This window comes from Streptomyces sp. NPDC001100 (assembly GCF_053598575.1).
Genome location: NZ_JBSFKO010000021.1, coordinates 121,404 through 138,286 on the forward strand (window position 1 = coordinate 121,404; position 16,883 = coordinate 138,286).

Sequence of the window (16,883 nt, forward strand, 5' to 3'; positions counted from 1 at the left end):
CCCGTTCCGCCGCCGGGGTCAACGCCCCACCCACCTGGACGCGCCCAGTTCGACACGCCCTCAATTCTCCACTTGTGTGTGGGTATCGGCCCGTTCGATCTTCGGAGCCCAACGGTTCCGCCGGTCCCCCGGGCGTCGATCACTCCTCAATCATTGGAGGGCGCTGTGCGGCCGGAGGGCTACGACTACGACACCTACAGCCGGCTGGCCGGACCGCTCAGTGAGCCGTCCGGTGCGTCGTACCAGGTGCAGTACACCTCGCTCCTCGCGCGCGAGCCCCACCGAATACGCGCTGTCCTCCTGATGAGCCTCGCCCCGGTGCTGACGGCCGCCCTGCTCGTCTACCTCGTCTGGCCCACCCACTGGGTGGAGCGCGAGGGAGGCCAGGAATGGATGGTCGGGCTCGACATCACGATGCTGATAGCCATCGGCCTCATCGAGTTGTTCATGGTCGTCAACGTCGCCTCCGTCGCCCACGCCACCCTGGTCGCCCGCGACCCCGTCCCGGTCGTCCCCGAGGCCGGCACGCGCGTCGCCTTCCTCACGACGTACGTCCCGGGCAAGGAGCCTCTGTCCATGGTGCGCGCCACACTTGAGGGCGCGGTCGGGGTCACGCACACCGGACCCGTCGACGTCTGGCTCCTCGACGAAGGTGACGACGAGCAGGCCAAGGCACTGTGCGCCGAGTTGGGCGTACGGCACTTCACCCGGCACGGGGTTCCGGAGTGGAACCGGCCCAAGGGCGTCCACAAGGCCCGTACGAAGCACGGGAATTACAACGCCTGGATCGCGATGCACGGCGGCGACTACGAGTTCTTCGCCTCCGTCGACACCGACCACGTTCCGCTCCCCAACTTCCTTGAGCGGATGATGGGTTACTTCCGCGACCCGGACGTGGCCTTCGTCGTGGGACCGCAGGTGTACGGGAACTACCACAACCCCGTCACCAAGGCCGCCGAGTCGCAGCAGTTCCTCTTCCACGCGTTGATCCAGCGCGCCGGCAACCGCTACCGCGCCCCCATGTTCGTCGGCACGAACAACGTCGTACGGATCGCCGCCGTCCAGCAGATCGGCGGCCTCTACGACTCCATCACCGAGGACATGGCCACCGGCTTCGAACTCCACCGCCACCGCAACCCGTTGACCCGCACCCACTGGCGGTCCGTCTACACCCCGGACGTGCTCGCGGTGGGGGAGGGGCCGGCCTCCTGGACCGACTTCTTCACCCAGCAGATGCGGTGGTCGCGCGGAACGTACGAGACGCTGATCAAGCAGTACTGGAAGGCGCCGTTCACGATGCCTCCGGGGCGGCTGTTCTCGTACACGATGATGCTCGTCTACTACCCGATGACGGCCGTCAACTGGCTGCTGGGCATCATGAGTTGCTTCCTTTTCCTGTGGTTCGGGGCATCCGGCACCCAGGTCGCCGCGTCCGTGTGGCTGATGCTCTACAGCGACGCGGCCGCTCTCCAGATCGGGCTGTATCTCTGGAACCGGCGGCACAACGTCTCCCCGCACGAACCCGAGGGCTCGGGCGGTCTCGCCGGCATGGCGATGTCGGCGCTCTCCGCGCCGATCTATCTGAAGTCCCTCGGCGAGGCGCTGATCCGGCGGCCCAGCCGGTTCGTCGTCACCCCCAAGGGCGGCGACGCCAGCCCGGACCGGGTGATGACCTTCCGCATCCACCTCTTCTGGGCGATCCTCCTGGCGACCTCGCTGGCCGCCTCCGTCGTCCTCGACCACACCCACGCGGCCATGCGCACCTGGGCCGTCCTCGCGATGGGCATCTCCCTTGCGCCGCTCGGCGTCTGGGTCGGCTCGCTGGTCAAGGAGCGCCGGGAACGGCACTCGCTGCTCGGTGCCACGCGCACCCTCGACACCGTCGAACCCGCTCTCGCCACCACCGGGGCCGGCCCGTCGGTCTCCGGCACCACGACAGGGGGCAACTAGAACATGGCGTACCAGCCGTCCCAGAAAACCAGGAAGACCGTACTCGGCATCGGCGGCGTCGCCGTCCTGGCCGGTCTCAACGCCCCGGCCGCCCTCGAATTCGCCGGCGAGCAGTACCACGAGTACAAGATCACCCGGCCCGACTACATGGCCAAGTACGGCTCCTGGGACCAGATCGACATCCCGAAGGAGTACCGCACCAACGCCATCCACGCCTCGCTGCTGCACACCGGCAAGGTGCTGATCGTGGCCGGTTCGGGCAACGAGCAGAAGAAGTTCAACGCCGGGTCCTTCGACACCGTCCTGTGGGACCCGAAGGCCAACACCTTCAAGAAGATCCCCACCCCGGTGGACTTCTTCTGCGGCGGACACAGCCAACTCCCCAGCGGCAACCTGCTGGTGGCCGGCGGCACCGCCCGCTACGAACTTCTCGACGGCGAGGTCAAACGGGCCGGCGGCGGCATGCGCGTCAAGAACGAGAACCCCAACAAGCCGATGTTCCTCAAGAAGGGCACCGTCTTCCGCTCACCGGCCGGCGTCGACTACGTCAGCAAGTTCGACGTCACCGTCCCCAAGGCCAAGCGCGAGTTCAAGGTCACGTACAACGCCCGCGGTGTGATGCAGCCCTGGCAGACCAAGGTCACCGCGAGCGAGGTCCGCGTCTTCGTCGAGGCCGCCGAGGCGGGCCCGATGTCGGTCACCGAGAACCAGGCCCAGTACGACATCGTCGGCCTCAAGGGCATCGACGCGAACAACACGTACGGCCTCTCCGAGAAGATCACCCTCGACAAGCAGGACTACCAAGGCATCCGCGCCGCCTACGAGTTCGACCCCAAGGCCGAGCGGTACATCGCCGTCGACCCGATGGACAAGGCCCGCTGGTACCCGACCCTGGTCGGCCTCGACGACGGCCGCGTCCTCGCCGTCTCCGGGCTCGACGACGTCGGCGTCATCGACCAGGGCGACAACGAGATCTACGACCCGAAGACCAAGAAGTGGACCCCGGGCCCCAAGCGCTACTTCCCCACCTACCCGGCCCTCTTCCTCACCAAGGGCGGCAAGCTCTTCTACCCGGCCTCGAACGCCGGCTACGGACCCGCCGACAAGGGCCGTGAGCCGGGGATTTGGGACCTGAAGACCAACAAGTTCACCACGGTGGCCGGCCTGCGAGACCCCGACGAGACCGAGACCTCGTCCTCCCTGCTGCTGCCGCCCGCACAGGACCAGAAGGTGATGATCCTCGGCGGCGGAGGCGTCGGCGAGTCCAAGAAGTCGACCCCGCGCACCGCCGTGGTCGACCTCAAGCAGGACAGCCCCGTCTTCAAGGACGGCCCCAACCTCCCCCAGGGCACCCGGTACCTGAACAGCGTGATCATGCCGGACGACTCGGTCTTCACCACCAACGGCTCCTCCGACTACCGAGGCCGCAGCGCCAGCAACATCTTCAAGGCGCAGTTCTACGACCCGAAGGGCAACGCCTTCCGCGAGGCCGCCGCCCCGATGGTCGGCCGCAACTACCACTCCGAGGCACTGCTGTTGCCCGACGGCCGCGTCGTCACGTTCGGCTCCGACCCGCTCTTCGACGACCAGGCCAACACCAAACTCGGCCACTTCGAGCAGCGCATGGAGATCTTCACCCCGCCCGCGCTGCACAAGAACGGCTCCAACAGACCCGTACTCCAGGACGGACCGGAGACCCTCGACCGGCACCACCGGGCGACCTTCCGCACCGACCACCCCGACCGGGTCGTCAAGGCCCGTCTGATGCGGCCGAGTTCGGTCACGCACACGACGGACGTCGAGCAGCGCTCCATCGAGCTGGGTCTGGTCAAGGACGGGAAGTCGGTGACGGTGGACGTGCCGAACGACCGGGCACTGGTGCCGCCCGGCTGGTACATGCTGTTCGTGACGGACGCACAGGGCACGCCGTCGGAGGCCAAGTGGATTCAGGTCCAGTGACCGACCGGGTCGCTACGCCTTGGAGTTGCGCGCCAGCTCCAAGGCGTACTCCGGCCACCACTGCCCCGCGTCGGGACCGCCCTCGCAGGTGCCGTCCGAGGCGCCGGGCCGCTTGATCCAGAGGTAGGCGTCCAGGGCGGGTTCGCCGGTGTCGGTGGTCGGGCGGGTGCCGAGACCCCGGCCCGGCGGGTTGCACCAGGCACCGGCCAGCGGCCCGTTGCCGTTCCGGCTGCTGTCGACGACGAAGTGCTTGCCGCCGAGGTCCTTCGACAACTGGACGCCGTACCTCTTCGTCACCGCGTCCGTCTGGAAGTTGGAGACGTTGAGCGAGAACCCGTCGGCCTCCTCGACACCGGCGCGCTTCAGCGGCTCCACGAGCTTCCAAGGGTCCTGAATCCAGGCCGGGTTGCCCGCGTCGAGATACACCGTCGTACCGGACTGCTGCTTCAGCCGGACGACCGCCTCGCTCAGCAACTGCTCCCGCTCGCCCTGGTATTCGCCCGGGGTGCACCCGTCCACCATGTGCGCGACGGCGTCCGGCTCCAGCACGACGAGCGCCTTCGAACTCCCCAGCGCCTCCGCGAACTTGCCGATCCACGCGCGGTACGCGTCCGCGTCCGACGCCCCGCCCGCCGAGTGCTGACCGCAGTCCCGGTGCGGAATGTCGTACGCCACGAAGATGGGCGTACGCCCCTCCTGGCGCGCGGACGCCGTCGCCGCCCGGATCACCGGGCCGGGGTCGAGCTCGCCGGCCGGCCACAGCGCGGTCGGCTGCTCGGCGATCCGCTTGAGCAGCTCGGCGTCGTGCTTACGTCCCTCCCGCTCCCACATCTGGATCTGCTCGGCCGCCGGGCTCGCCGGGTCGACCCAGAACGACGTGGTGTGCGCCGGGTCCTTGGACCGGGCACCGGCGACGGACGCCTCGTCGACATCGGCGGCGGACGAACAGCCCACCGCCAGCCCGAACACCGAGACCACCGCGAACGTGCGGATCAGCCGGGACATGCCGCTCCCTTGCGCGAGGGGACATTAAGTGACGATTCGTCGGCAATTGTGGACGATCCGCCACCGCCCCGGGCCCTGGCGCGCCGGGCGGGCGGTCGGTGCCTGAGGCGGGTGCGGATTTCCGGTGGCGCGGGTTCGCGTACCGGGTCGGGTGCCGGTGCGCTGGTCGGCCGCGGTCCGAGGTCGGTGCGGATCGCCGTCGGTGTCTGTCGGCGCGCGGTGCCGGGAGTTGCTGTCCCGTGCCGGGCCTGGCGCGTCGGGCGGGTGCCGAGTGGGGCCGGGCGCGGGCTCCTGGCGGTGTGGGTTCGCGGAGCGGGTCGCGTATCGGTGCGTCGGTCGGCCGGCGCCTGCGGTGGGTGCGGATCTCAGGCGCGGTCCGTCGGCGCGCGGTGTCGGGTGCTGCTGCACTGTGTCGGGTGTTGCCGGCCCACCGTGCCGGGGCCCGACGTGCCGGTCAGCCCCCGCCCGAGGCCAGCGCGATCCCCAGCGGGGTTCGTTCGTACAGCACCTGATGGCCGTAGCGTCGTGCCGTGAGCAGGCCGGCGTCGCGGAGCACCGTCAGGTGGGCGGACACGGACGAGGGGGCGAGGCGGAGGCGGTGGGCGAGGGCGGTGGTGGAGGCGGGTTCGTCGAGTGCGGTCAGTACGGTGGCCCGGCCGCGCCCCAGCAGTCGTAGCAGCGCGTCCGGGGTGCGGTCGGCGGGCTCGGACCACAGGGCGCCGATGCCGCGGGCCGGGTAGGCCAGAGTCGGCTGCCAGGGGTGCTCGAAGGTGCTCACCACGTTCGGCCAGATGAAGACGCTCGGCAGCAGGACCAGGCCCTGACCGCCGAGATCGCGCTCGTGCTCGCCCCGGAACTCCACGGTCAGCGTCCCCGCGTCCCAGGCGCAGTGCCGGCTGATCTCCGGGAGCAGCACACCCAGCCCGACCTCGGCGAGGCGGCGCGAGTGGAAGGCGATGTCCGCCTCCAGCAGGGCGCGCAGCCGGGGCCAGTCCGGCGCGACCAGGGTGTGCCAGACGGCCTCCATCGCGTCCGCCAACTCCTCGATCATGCGGGCCGGTTCACGTAGCCAGGCCCGGCCGCGCGCCGACTCCGGCGCACCTGGGGTGGCCGCCAGCGACCTGGCCGTGTCCTCCCGGGCCTCGGCCGGATCGGCCGCGCGCACTGCGGCGATCTCCTGCTCGAAGGTGGCCGCCGGACCGATCGGCGGCGGGCACAGCCAGTCGGGACAGGGCCCGGTCTGCGGCATCAGCAGCCACAGCGGCCCGAGATCGAGCCCGGCCGCCGCCGTACGGGTCCGCCGCAGCCAGTCCGCGTGATACCCGTGCCGCTCCGGCCGCTTCAGCGTGCGTACGACCTCCTGCGTCTCCCAGAGCGGCGACACCGCGAACCGGCACCGGAGGAAGTCGTCCTCCCCGAAATACAGCCGCGACGGCATGCCCACCCCTGGAAGAATCGGTTCGGAAGATTCGGCCCTGCCCGAAACTCTAGGGCCGGAGGCCGCCGCCGAGCACGCTGCCGTCCATGCTCCAAGCCCCGCCCGCGCCGCCCCCCGGCTACCGTCGCGTCCTCGCCGTCCCCGAGTTCCGCGTCGTCTTCGCCGCGCACGCGCTGTCCCTGTTCGGCGTGATCGTCACCGAGATCGCGCTCTCCGTCCTCGTCTACGACCTCACCGGCTCGCCCCTGATGAGCGCGCTCGCGTTCGCGGTCGGCTTCCTGCCGTATCTCGTCGGCGGGACGCTCCTCGCCGGGGTCGCCGACCGCTACCCGGCCCGACGCGTGCTCGTGGTCTGCGACCTGGTGTGCGCGGGCTGCGTCGCCGCGATGGTCGTGCCGGGCACCGGCATCGCCGTACTGCTGATGCTCCGCTGCGCGCTCGCCGTCGTGTCACCGGTGTTCGCGGGCACCCGTATGGCGACGCTCGCCGACATCCTCGGCGACGGCGACCTCTTCGTGCTCGGCCGCTCGCTGCTGCGGATCGTGTCGCAGAGCGCGCTGCTCGTCGGGTACGGCTTGGGCGGCCTGCTGCTCACCGTCGTCTCTCCGCGCCACGCCCTGCTGATCACCGTGGGCACCTTCCTCACCTCTGCCGCCCTGCTGCGCCTCGGCACCCGGCACCGCCCCGCCCGGGCGAGCGGCGCCGGTGCCCTGCTCGCCGACTCCCTCAAGGGCGCCGGGCAGGTCCTCGCCAACCGCCGGGCGCGGGCGCTGCTCCTGCTGTTCTGGCTGCCCGCGATGTTCTCCGTCGCCCCGGAGGCCCTGGCCGCTCCCTACGCGGCCGGACTCGGCGCCGGTTCCACCGGACTCGGGCTGCTGATGTGCGCCCTGCCCGTCGGCACGATCGCCGGCGAGCTGTACGCCGGCTCCCGGCTGCGCCCCGCCACCCGTGAGCGCATCGCCCTCCCACTGGTCTGCTGCACCCTGCTGCCCTACCTCGCCTACGCGTGCCGGCCGGGCCTCGCCCTCTCCCTCGTGCTGCTGGCGGTCGCGGGCGCCGGGTCCGCGTACACGCTCGGCCTCGACCAGTGGTTCGTACGGGACGTGCCCCGGGAACTGCGCGGCCGGGCCATGACCCTGCTCACCGCCGGGCTGATGACCATCCAGGGCGTGGGCATGGCACTGGCCGGTGTGGCCGCCGAGTTCGCCGGGGTGCGCGGGGCGGTCGTGGGCGCCGGGGCGCTCGGCACGGTGTGCTGTGCCCTGCTCGCCGCGGAAGCCCACAGGACCGCCGCAGGACAGTCGGACGACCGCCGGGGGACCGAAAGACGAGACGGGGCTGACCACGATGTGACCGGCCGGTAAGGTCTGGTGACGTGCCGAAGCCGCTCAGTCTCCCTTTCGACCCCATCGCCCGTGCCGACGAACACTGGAAGCAGCGCTGGGGAAACGTACCGTCGATGGCCGCCATCACCTCGATCATGCGGGCACAGCAGATCCTGCTCGCCGAGGTCGACGCGGTCGTCAAACCGTACGGACTGACCTTCGCGCGGTACGAGGCGCTGGTGCTGCTCACCTTCTCCAAGGCGGGTGAGCTGCCGATGTCGAAGATCGGCGAGCGGCTCATGGTGCATCCCACGTCCGTCACCAACACCGTGGACCGGCTGGTCAGATCCGGGCTCGTCGACAAGCGCCCCAACCCCAACGACGGCCGCGGCACCCTCGCCTCCATCACCGACAAGGGCCGCGAGGTCTGCGACGCGGCCACCCGCGACCTGATGGAGATGGACTTCGGGCTGAGCGCCTACGACGCCGAGGAGTGCGCCGAGATCTTCGCGATGCTGCGGCCGCTGAGGGTCGCGGCGGCGGACTTCGACGAGGACTGACCCGGCAAAGGACGAGGACCGACTGGGGCAGAGGACGAGGGCCGCCCCGGGGAAAGATCGCCCGGAACCGGTCGTTACGCTCGTCCTCATGAAAAAGAGCGTGCTGACCCGCTACCGCGTCATGGCGTACGTCACGGGTGTCCTGCTGGTCCTGCTGTGCCTCAGCATGATCGCCAAGTACCTCCTCAAGATCGACGGTGCCGGAAGCTTCACCGAGGTCGTCGCCATCGCGCACGGCTGGCTGTACGTCGTCTACCTGCTCTTCGCGTTCGACCTGGGCTCCAAGGCGAAGTGGCCGGTCGGCAAGCAGCTCTGGGTGCTGCTCGCGGGGACGATCCCGACGGCCGCCTTCTTCGTGGAGCGGAAGATCAGCCACGAGCTGGAGTCGAAGATCGTCGAGCCGACTCCGGTCGCCGCGAAGGCGTAGCGACCGGCCCGCACTCGGCCGCGTGCGGGCCCCTGGGCCGCTGTCAGGGCTCCTCGACCAGGAACCTGACGTTGTCCACCACGAACTCGCCGTACTGGAGAGCCGATCCGACGGCCTCCAGCCGCCGGTACTGGCCCGGGGACAACGAGGCGTCCGGCCAGGCGCGGACCAACGCCCTCAACAGCACCCGGAACGCCAGCTCCGGAGTGCAACGGCGCGCGCAGTCGACCAGCGCCGCCCGCACCTCGGCCGCCAGGAACCGGTTCTCCTCGATCTCGGCGACGACCGCGTCGAGGCAGGCCGCGCCGTCCTCCGTGTCCGCTCCCGCGAGCGGGCGTACACCGGCTTCCGCGGACAGCCGCGCGTCGCAGAGGCCGGCGAGCGCCCGCGTCCACTCCGCCCCGCTGCCGAGCCGCGTCTCGAAACTCGGCAGGTACTCCGCCCCGGCGTTCCAGAGCACCTCCAGCGTCGGCGAGGGGAGGTTGCCGAGCGCCCGCGCGTCACGGCGCACCGCCAGGGCCGCCTCACTGCTCGCCCCCACGAGGTGGTTCGCGACGATCTCGGCGGCCGTGTCCCCGTAGTGGGTCCCGTCCTGATGGAAGAACCCCATCACCCACGACACGCCGAAGTCGAACTCCGTAAAGCGTGGCACTCCGTCTGGCCTCCCTCGCGTCGGACAGCACGTCTGTGTGTAGCACCCCGCCTTGCGCTCGTTTCGGATCGGGTGGCCCGATACCCCCGAGGGGCGATCCTCGACATTTACTAGGACGTCCAAGTAAATTCGAAGCATGGACGCTGACGCCATCGCAGAGGGCCGCCGACGCTGGCAGGCCCGGTTCGACGCCGCACGCAAGCGCGAGGCCGACTTCACCACGCTCTCCGGCGATCCCGTGGAGCCGGTGTACGGACCACGCCCCGGGGACCGGTACGACGGCTTCGAGCGGATCGGATGGCCCGGCGAATACCCCTACACGCGCGGGCTGCACGCCACGGGCTACCGGGGGCGGACCTGGACGATCCGGCAGTTCGCCGGGTTCGGCAACGCCGAGCAGACCAACGAGCGCTACAAGAAGATCCTGGCCAACGGCGGCGGCGGACTCTCCGTCGCCTTCGACATGCCGACCCTCATGGGCCGCGACTCCGACGACCCGCGCTCGCTCGGCGAGGTCGGGCACTGCGGGGTCGCGATCGACTCCGCCGCCGACATGGAGGTCCTCTTCAAGGACATCCCGCTCGGTGACGTGACGACCTCCATGACCATCAGCGGGCCCGCCGTCCCCGTCTTCTGCATGTACCTCGTCGCCGCCGAACGGCAGGGCATCGACCCGGCCGTCCTCAACGGCACGCTCCAGACGGACATCTTCAAGGAGTACATCGCCCAGAAGGAGTGGCTCTTCCAGCCGGAGCCGCATCTGCGCCTCATCGGCGACCTCATGGAGTACTGCGCGACCGGCATCCCCGCCTACAAGCCGCTGTCCGTCTCCGGCTACCACATTCGCGAGGCCGGCTCCACGGCCGCGCAGGAGCTGGCGTACACGCTGGCCGACGGCTTCGGGTACGTCGAACTCGGCCTGTCCCGGGGCCTGGACGTGGACGTGTTCGCGCCCGGCCTGTCCTTCTTCTTCGACGCGCACGTCGACTTCTTCGAGGAGATCGCCAAGTTCCGCGCGGCACGCAGGATCTGGGCTCGCTGGATGCGGGACGTCTACGGCGCCAGGTCCGAGAAGGCGCAGTGGCTGCGCTTCCACACCCAGACCGCCGGCGTCTCGCTGACCGCGCAGCAGCCGTACAACAACGTCGTCCGTACGGCGGTCGAAGCGCTCGCGGCGGTGCTCGGCGGGACCAACTCGCTGCACACCAACGCCCTGGACGAGACCCTCGCGCTGCCCAGCGAGCAGGCCGCGGAGATCGCGCTGCGCACGCAGCAGGTGCTGATGGAGGAGACCGGGGTCGCCAACGTGGCCGATCCGCTGGGCGGTTCGTGGTACGTCGAGCAGCTCACCGACCGGATCGAGGCGGACGCCGAGAAGATCTTCGAGCAGATCAGGGAGCGCGGGCTGCGGGCCCACCCGGACGGGCAGCACCCGATCGGGCCGATCACCTCCGGGATCCTGCGCGGGATCGAGGACGGCTGGTTCACCGGCGAGATCGCCGAGGCCGCCTTCCAGTACCAGCGGTCCGTGGAGAAGGGCGACAAGCGGGTCGTGGGCGTCAATGTGCACCACGGGTCGGTCACCGGGGACCTGGAGATCCTGCGGGTCAGCCACGAGGTGGAGCGGGACCAGGTCCGGGAGTTGGGGGCGCGGAAGGGTGCGCGGGACGAGGCGGCCGTGGCGGCGGCGCTGGACGCGATGCTCGCCGCCGCGCGGGACGGGTCGAACATGATCGGCCCGATGCTGGACGCGACGCGGGCCGAGGCGACGCTGGGCGAGATCTGCGGGGTGCTGCGGGAGGAGTGGGGGGTCTACACGGAGCCCGCCGGGTTCTAGTACACCGAGCCCGCCGGCTCGCAGAGCGCCAGGGCGCCAGGGCCCGTCCGGCGGGTCCTGGCGTGGACGCGGGGAGTCGGCCGCGGTCCCCAACTGCCTTGAGGGCGTGGGGGACCCGGGGCGCCGTCGCCGTCACTCGTCTACTCCTCCGCGCTCGAAACGACCTCGCGAGGGGACCCCGTCGCGTCGCCCCGCGGCGACGGCCGCCGCTCAGGTGCCGCTGCTCTCCTGCGGCTTGGTCCGCGGACCGGCGCCAGGACCTGCCCGGCGGGTCCTGTCGCGGACGCGGGGCGTGGCACGTGCCGCCACTGCCTCAAAGGCGTGGGGGACCCCCAGCGGCGTTGTCGTCGGTCGCCGACGTTGCCCAGCCTTCGGCCGGGAGGTGCCTCCACCGCGTCGCCCGCGGCGGAGCCGCTGATGTCGACGTTTCCTCCGCCTTGCAGTTGAACGCACCGGGCCCCACTCGCCGGCGCCGATCAGGTCCCGCCGCTCTCCTGCGGCTTGATCCGCCGGACCGGCGTTAGCGCTGAGGCGCCTGAGCCCCGCTGAGCGAGGTCAGGCCGAGCAGCAGGACCTGGGTGAAGCTGCGGACCCAGTCCTCGTCGGCCGGTTCCGCGCTGACCAGGGTGCGGTGGACGACCGCGCCGGCGACCACGTCGAAGATCAGGTCGGCGGTGCGGGCGGCTTCCAACGGGTCCGATTCGGGGGGCAGTTCGCCGCGGGCCTGGGCGCGGGCCCTGCCCTCCACGACCAGGCACTTCTGCCGGTCGACGATCGACTCGCGGATACGTTCGCGCAGGGCGTCGTCGCGGACGGACTCGGCGACCACCGCCATCAGTCCGCTCTTGGCCTCGGGGCGGGCCAGGATCGCCGCGAACTGGAGGACGACGCCCTCGATGTCGGCGGCCAGGGTGCCGCGGTCGGGGAGTTCCAGTTCGTCGAAGAGTTCGGCGACGGCGTCGACGACGAGTTCGTTCTTGCCCGCCCAGCGGCGGTAGAGGGTCGTTTTCGCCACCCCGGCGCGGGTCGCCACGTCTCCCAACGTGAGCTTGGACCAGCCGAGTTCGACGAGCGCCTCCCGGGTGGCCGCGAGGATCGCGGTGTCCGCGGTGGTGCTGCGGGGGCGGCCCGCGGCGCGAGGGACGGGAGTGCGGCTCTGCATCCCCTGACCATAACCGGCGGTTCCTGTGGTGCAGTGAGGGAGATCACGGGGTATCCCTTTCCGCGAGACACCGGGCACCATTACGCTACGACCCGTAGCGAAACCACGGGCGTGGGGTGGGGACCCGACGCCGTACAGAACCTGCCGAACAGCACTGACCGGACCGGCTTTCACAACGCTTTTCATTCACACGCGCGGACGGGGGAGGATAGACGCATGCAGCCACGGAACATGTCCATGAGCGGAGTCGTCGACCTCGCCGCGGTGAAGGCGGCCCAGGAGGCCAAGGCCAAGGCGGAGCAGGCGCGCGCCGAATCCGCCAGGCAGGGCGGTGGCGGAGCCGTCTCGCCGGCCGATCTTGTGATCGACGTAGATGAGGCGGGCTTCGAGAGCGAGGTCCTGCAGCGGTCCACCGAGGTCCCGGTCGTCATCGACTTCTGGGCCGAGTGGTGCGAGCCGTGCAAGCAGCTGAGCCCGGTCCTGGAGCGGCTCGCCCTCGACTACAACGGGCGCTTCGTCCTTGCCAGGATCGACGTCGACGCCAATCAGATGCTGATGCAGCAGTTCGGGGTGCAGGGCATCCCGGCCGTCTTCGCGGTGGTCGCCGGCCAGGCGCTGCCGCTCTTCCAGGGGGCCGCCGCCGAACCGCAGATCCGCCAGACCCTCGACCAGTTGATCCAGGTCGCCGAGCAGCGCTTCGGTCTCACCGGTCTTGACGTCGACCCGGAGGCCGTACCGGGAGAGCGGCCCGAGGCCGCGGCCGAGGTGCCGGCCGGTCCCTACGACGGCCTGCTGGAAGCCGCCGTACAGGCCCTGGACGCGGGGGACTTCGGCGGGGCCGTGCAGGCGTACAAGAACGTGCTGAGCGACGACCCGGGCAACTCGGAGGCCAAGCTCGGGCTCGCGCAGGCCGAGTTGCTGCAGCGGGTGTCGGTGCTCGACCCCCAGCAGGTGCGCACGGAGGCCGCCGAGAAGCCGGGTGACGTGCCGGCGCAGATCGCCGCCGCCGACCTGGATCTGGTGGGCGGTCATGTCGAGGACGCCTTCGGGCGGTTGATCGACACCGTGCGGCGCACGGCGGGTGACGACCGGGACACCGTACGGGTGCGGCTGCTGGAGCTGTTCGAGGTCGTCGGGGCCGACGACCCGAGGGTGACGGCGGCCCGGCGGGCGCTGGCGCGGGCGCTGTTCTGAGCGGGGTCCGGGGCCGGTTCTGACCAGTCGGTAAACCTCGGGAACGGTGTTGCCGGTGTGAAAGATTTGCCGACGGAGTGTCACTGCGACCGCGCTTTACCAAATCTTGGTAATCGCGGTCGCTGTTACTTGGAGTAAGCCGGAGCCGTTGTTCTGTCGGATTCCGTCCGAGGATCAACGGTTTTGTCCTGGCCCACGATGACACCCAGCGTCGCCGGTCGATACCGGCGGGTCGTTGTTCGGTTATCCGGTCGTTACTACCCAGTAACGAAGCCCCTTGTGCGGGCGGCGAGAATGCACCACGATCGGCGACGCTCGGTCCGTTTCCGTACCCCGACAGCCGGTCGGGTCGACGGGGTCTCCTGGGTCCCCACCGAGTAGAGCCGGAAACAATGGAGTCGGCTCTTGGGCAGGGGGGTCTTCGCCGTACGGCGGAGCCTGTCCAGCAAGGTTGTGCGTGATGTGCGTCAGGCGCGACCAGTGGTTGTCGCTCGGGGGTGATCGCCGGTGATCGGTGCGCGGGTTCGCGCCTCCGGGTACAGGCGCTCCCCTTCCCGAGGACGTAGCACTTCTCCCATCCCTGCCCGGCTGAGCCGCCATCTGGGGGCAGTCAGGGCCAGGAGATGTACGTCCGAGAAGGAGGAAATATGGAGTCCCAGGTGCGTGGCGGGACGAGATGGAAGCGCTTCGCTGTGGTCATGGTGCCCAGCGTCGCCGCTACGGCGTGTATAGGTGTCGCCCTCGCGCAGGGCGCTCTTGCCGCGTCGTTCAGTGTTTCCGGCCAGTCGTTCAAGGTGACGGCCGACCAGCTCGACGGCACGGGCTTCACGCAGTACGGAGCCCTGGACTCGGGCTACAACCTGGACGGCAGCAAGACGGCTCACCCCGTCGCCGTCTCGGCGTTCAAGTCCGCCTCGATCACCAACATGTGCCAGTCGGTGGTCACCCCGAACATCCCGATCTTCGGATCGGTCAGCCTCGTGCTGAAGGCCGGCGGCGACGGTACGCCGGTCCAGGCCGAGAACCTGTACATCGACGTCCAGGACCTCAGCGCCGATGCGGTGTTCCACAACATCGACATCGGTGTGGCCGCGGGCAACGCGACCAAGGGTCCGGGCATGAAGGGCGGCAGCGAGGCTGCCAACCCGTACGGATTCGCCCAGCAGGCAGAGTCGGCCACGCTGACCAACGTGAAGCAGACGGCGTGGGCCACCACTGCCGGAACCTTCAAGCTCAGCGGGCTGAAGATGTCGGTGTCGACTGGCACCCACGAGTGCTACTAGGCACGTGACGGCGGGCGGGGGAGCCGGTGGCGCCCCCGCCCGTCCATCTTCCACCCGCACCTTCACACGAGGTGCAACTCTCCACCACAGCAACGCCGTACCAGGGAGCTGTTTTCCATGAGCGCCGAGACTCCTGCCGCACCCGGCCAGTTCACCCGCCGGAGGCTGCAGTTCCGTGCCTGGCGTGGCACGAGGCCGTTCTGGGCCGGTCTGTACGTCATGCTCGGCGGACTCCCGATCGCCTACTTCCCGTACGCGCATCTCCAGATCGGGCATCTGACGCTGGCGATGGCCACCACTGCGGGCGCCGGGTCCCTGATCATCGGTGTACTGCTCGTCGTCCTGGGCTTCAGCCTCTGGTTCCAGAAGCACGTGCGCACCTTCGCGGGTGTCGCGGCGATTCTGCTGGCGCTGGTGTCCATCCCCGTGTCCAACCTCGGCGGCTTCCTCATCGGCTTCCTCCTCGCCATGGTCGGCGGGGCGCTGGCCGTGTCGTGGGCGCCGGGCGCACCGCCGGAGCCGCAGGCGGTGGCCGAGGACACGCAGGGAGAGGGCGGTACGCCCGCAGCCGCACCGTACGAGGCCGCGCCGCACGAGTCCGCGTCGTACTACGAAGCCGCGCCGCACGAGTCAGCGCCGCACGAGTCCGCCGACGACGCGGACGAGCCCAAGGATCTGTCAGGAACGAGCCCGGTGAACAACGGGGCGAACGGGAGGCACAGTGCCGGCTGACGAGGTGACCCACGGGACTGACGTGGACGCGTCCCGTGTGAGAACCGGGCCGCGGCACGCGGCGCCCAAGAAGCCGCTGTTCACCAGGCTCCACATGCCCGCCGGCAAGGCGATAGCCACGGTGGCGATGCCGACCGCCGTCATCATGGGGATGGGCTTCACGTCCTCCCTGGCGCTGGCCGACAACGGCTCGACGACCTCGCCGTCGTCGAAGAGCCTGACCGCCGACGAGTACAAGGACTGTGTCTCGGCCCTCGCCGGGTCGACGGCCAGTGCCACTCCTTCGGCGTCGCCGTCCACCAGTGCGAGCGACTCCGCGAAGGACGACGCGACGCCCTCGGCGACCGCGACGGACTCCGGCACGAAGGACACGGGCAAGACCTCTTCGTCGGATTCGGGTTCCGACGACACGGCCACGCCCACGCCGTCCGCCTCGGCGAGCAAGTCGACCGACACGAGCGGCTCGTCGAGCAGCACCGCCACCGCGACGCCCTCCGCGTCCGCGAGCAGCGGCAACCTGCTGGACACCATCGGCGACGCCATCACCGGCATCCTCACCGGCGGTTCGTCGAGTTCGGACTCCACGGCGAGTGCCACGCCGACGCCCACCGCGTCCGCGTCCGCCTCGACGGGCTCCGACGACGGCTCCTCCAGCGCGTCCGACACCGTCAAGGACACCACCAAGAAGGTCACCGACACGGTCGAGAACACCGTGAAGGACACCACCGACACGGCGACCAAGGCGGCCGACGCGGCCACCAAGGCCGCAGCGGACACGGCCACCGCCACGGCCACCCCCAGCCCGTCCGCGAGCGCGAGCGCCGACACCTCGGACTGCCCGGTCGCCACGGACGACACCAGCGGCGTCGACAACAAGATCCTGGTGCCCGACGACCCCTGGTACCTGAACGCCAGCTCGCTGCTGCTCAAGGGCGCCGACTACAAGGGCGTCGTCGAGGTGAAGACCGCCAGCGGCAAGGTCAAGAAGGTCCTGAAGTACGTCATCTCCGGCGGCACCGACATCGGCGACCTGCACCAGACGGTGAACGACAAGCAGTCCGGCAAGACGTACCACGTGAAGGCGGCCTCCGGCTCGACCTCCACGATCCGCGACGGCGACACCGTGATGTACACGGAGTCCATCTCGGGCAACCTGTTCGGACTGATCCCGATCACGTTCGACCCGGACAACCCGCCCCCGCTGAACATCCCGCTGATCTACTTCACCAAGGTGAAGGTGGTCCAGGCAGGCCAGTTCGGCGGCACGCTGACCGTCCCGGGGCTGCAGAGCTACCAGGACTGAGCGTCCCCACAAGCCCGTTCGGGAGCCGCGCACGAACTGAGGGCGCCCCCTTTTCC

General features: G+C 70.0%; 14 protein-coding genes. 10 read left to right on the top strand and 4 right to left on the bottom strand.

From position 1 onward, the window contains the following. The first annotated feature begins 165 nt into the window (after positions 1–165). A complete protein-coding gene (locus ACWDEW_RS28515; RefSeq protein ID WP_450516201.1) occupies positions 166–1,950 on the top strand; it encodes a glycosyltransferase family 2 protein in 1,785 nt (594 codons plus the stop codon). A gap of 3 nt (positions 1,951–1,953) precedes the next feature. After that, positions 1,954–3,909: a galactose oxidase-like domain-containing protein gene (locus ACWDEW_RS28520; RefSeq protein WP_450516203.1), complete on the top strand. Its 1,956-nt coding sequence runs from the start codon at positions 1,954–1,956 to the stop codon at positions 3,907–3,909. 12 nt (positions 3,910–3,921) lie between these two features. Here the strand turns inward: ACWDEW_RS28520 and ACWDEW_RS28525 are convergent, their stop codons facing one another. Both ACWDEW_RS28525 and ACWDEW_RS28530 read right to left on the bottom strand, forming a co-directional pair. Then, positions 3,922–4,914, bottom strand: coding sequence for a glycoside hydrolase family 6 protein (locus tag ACWDEW_RS28525; RefSeq protein ID WP_450516205.1), 993 nt, complete (start codon positions 4,912–4,914; stop codon positions 3,922–3,924). A 454-nt stretch (positions 4,915–5,368) separates the two neighbouring features. Continuing rightward, the gene (locus tag ACWDEW_RS28530; protein ID WP_450516207.1) at positions 5,369–6,352 is read right to left on the bottom strand and encodes a DUF5937 family protein; all 984 of its coding nucleotides are present in this window, start codon (positions 6,350–6,352) and stop codon (positions 5,369–5,371) included. A gap of 86 nt (positions 6,353–6,438) precedes the next feature. Between ACWDEW_RS28530 and ACWDEW_RS28535 the strand changes: the two genes are divergently transcribed. The 3 genes from ACWDEW_RS28535 (at position 6,439) to ACWDEW_RS28545 (ending at position 8,664) form a co-directional block, all read left to right on the top strand. Then, the gene (locus ACWDEW_RS28535; RefSeq protein ID WP_450516208.1) at positions 6,439–7,716 is read left to right on the top strand and encodes an MFS transporter; all 1,278 of its coding nucleotides are present in this window, start codon (positions 6,439–6,441) and stop codon (positions 7,714–7,716) included. A gap of 11 nt (positions 7,717–7,727) precedes the next feature. Then, the gene (locus tag ACWDEW_RS28540; protein ID WP_019073137.1) at positions 7,728–8,237 is read left to right on the top strand and encodes a MarR family winged helix-turn-helix transcriptional regulator; all 510 of its coding nucleotides are present in this window, start codon (positions 7,728–7,730) and stop codon (positions 8,235–8,237) included. A gap of 88 nt (positions 8,238–8,325) precedes the next feature. Continuing rightward, a complete protein-coding gene (locus ACWDEW_RS28545; RefSeq protein ID WP_200715382.1) occupies positions 8,326–8,664 on the top strand; it encodes a DUF3817 domain-containing protein in 339 nt (112 codons plus the stop codon). A 43-nt stretch (positions 8,665–8,707) separates the two neighbouring features. On the opposite strand, the gene ACWDEW_RS28550 is transcribed toward ACWDEW_RS28545, so the two are convergent. Further along, positions 8,708–9,316: a hypothetical protein gene (locus ACWDEW_RS28550; protein WP_450516211.1), complete on the bottom strand. Its 609-nt coding sequence runs from the start codon at positions 9,314–9,316 to the stop codon at positions 8,708–8,710. 136 nt (positions 9,317–9,452) lie between these two features. Between ACWDEW_RS28550 and ACWDEW_RS28555 the strand changes: the two genes are divergently transcribed. Further along, on the top strand, positions 9,453–11,153 hold the full coding sequence (locus tag ACWDEW_RS28555; RefSeq protein ID WP_450516213.1) for an acyl-CoA mutase large subunit family protein: 1,701 nt from the start codon (positions 9,453–9,455) through the stop codon (positions 11,151–11,153). A gap of 520 nt (positions 11,154–11,673) precedes the next feature. On the opposite strand, the gene ACWDEW_RS28560 is transcribed toward ACWDEW_RS28555, so the two are convergent. Beyond that, positions 11,674–12,315: a TetR/AcrR family transcriptional regulator gene (locus ACWDEW_RS28560; RefSeq protein ID WP_450516215.1), complete on the bottom strand. Its 642-nt coding sequence runs from the start codon at positions 12,313–12,315 to the stop codon at positions 11,674–11,676. A 216-nt stretch (positions 12,316–12,531) separates the two neighbouring features. Here ACWDEW_RS28560 and ACWDEW_RS28565 point away from each other — a divergent pair, with 216 nt between their 5' ends. The 4 genes from ACWDEW_RS28565 (at position 12,532) to ACWDEW_RS28580 (ending at position 16,827) form a co-directional block, all read left to right on the top strand. Continuing rightward, positions 12,532–13,509 (top strand): tetratricopeptide repeat protein, encoded by a 978-nt coding sequence (locus tag ACWDEW_RS28565; protein WP_450516217.1) that lies wholly within the window; start codon positions 12,532–12,534, stop codon positions 13,507–13,509. Between the two features lie 647 nt (positions 13,510–14,156). After that, positions 14,157–14,792, top strand: coding sequence for a DUF6230 family protein (locus ACWDEW_RS28570; protein WP_019073132.1), 636 nt, complete (start codon positions 14,157–14,159; stop codon positions 14,790–14,792). 117 nt (positions 14,793–14,909) lie between these two features. After that, positions 14,910–15,524 (top strand): DUF6114 domain-containing protein, encoded by a 615-nt coding sequence (locus tag ACWDEW_RS28575; protein WP_450516219.1) that lies wholly within the window; start codon positions 14,910–14,912, stop codon positions 15,522–15,524. Continuing rightward, positions 15,514–16,827 carry a hypothetical protein gene (locus ACWDEW_RS28580; protein ID WP_450516221.1) on the top strand — a complete coding sequence of 438 codons (1,314 nt, stop codon included), beginning with the start codon at positions 15,514–15,516 and terminating at the stop codon, positions 16,825–16,827. The genes ACWDEW_RS28575 and ACWDEW_RS28580 overlap by 11 nt, the downstream gene beginning before the upstream one ends. The last annotated feature ends 56 nt before the right edge of the window (positions 16,828–16,883 follow it).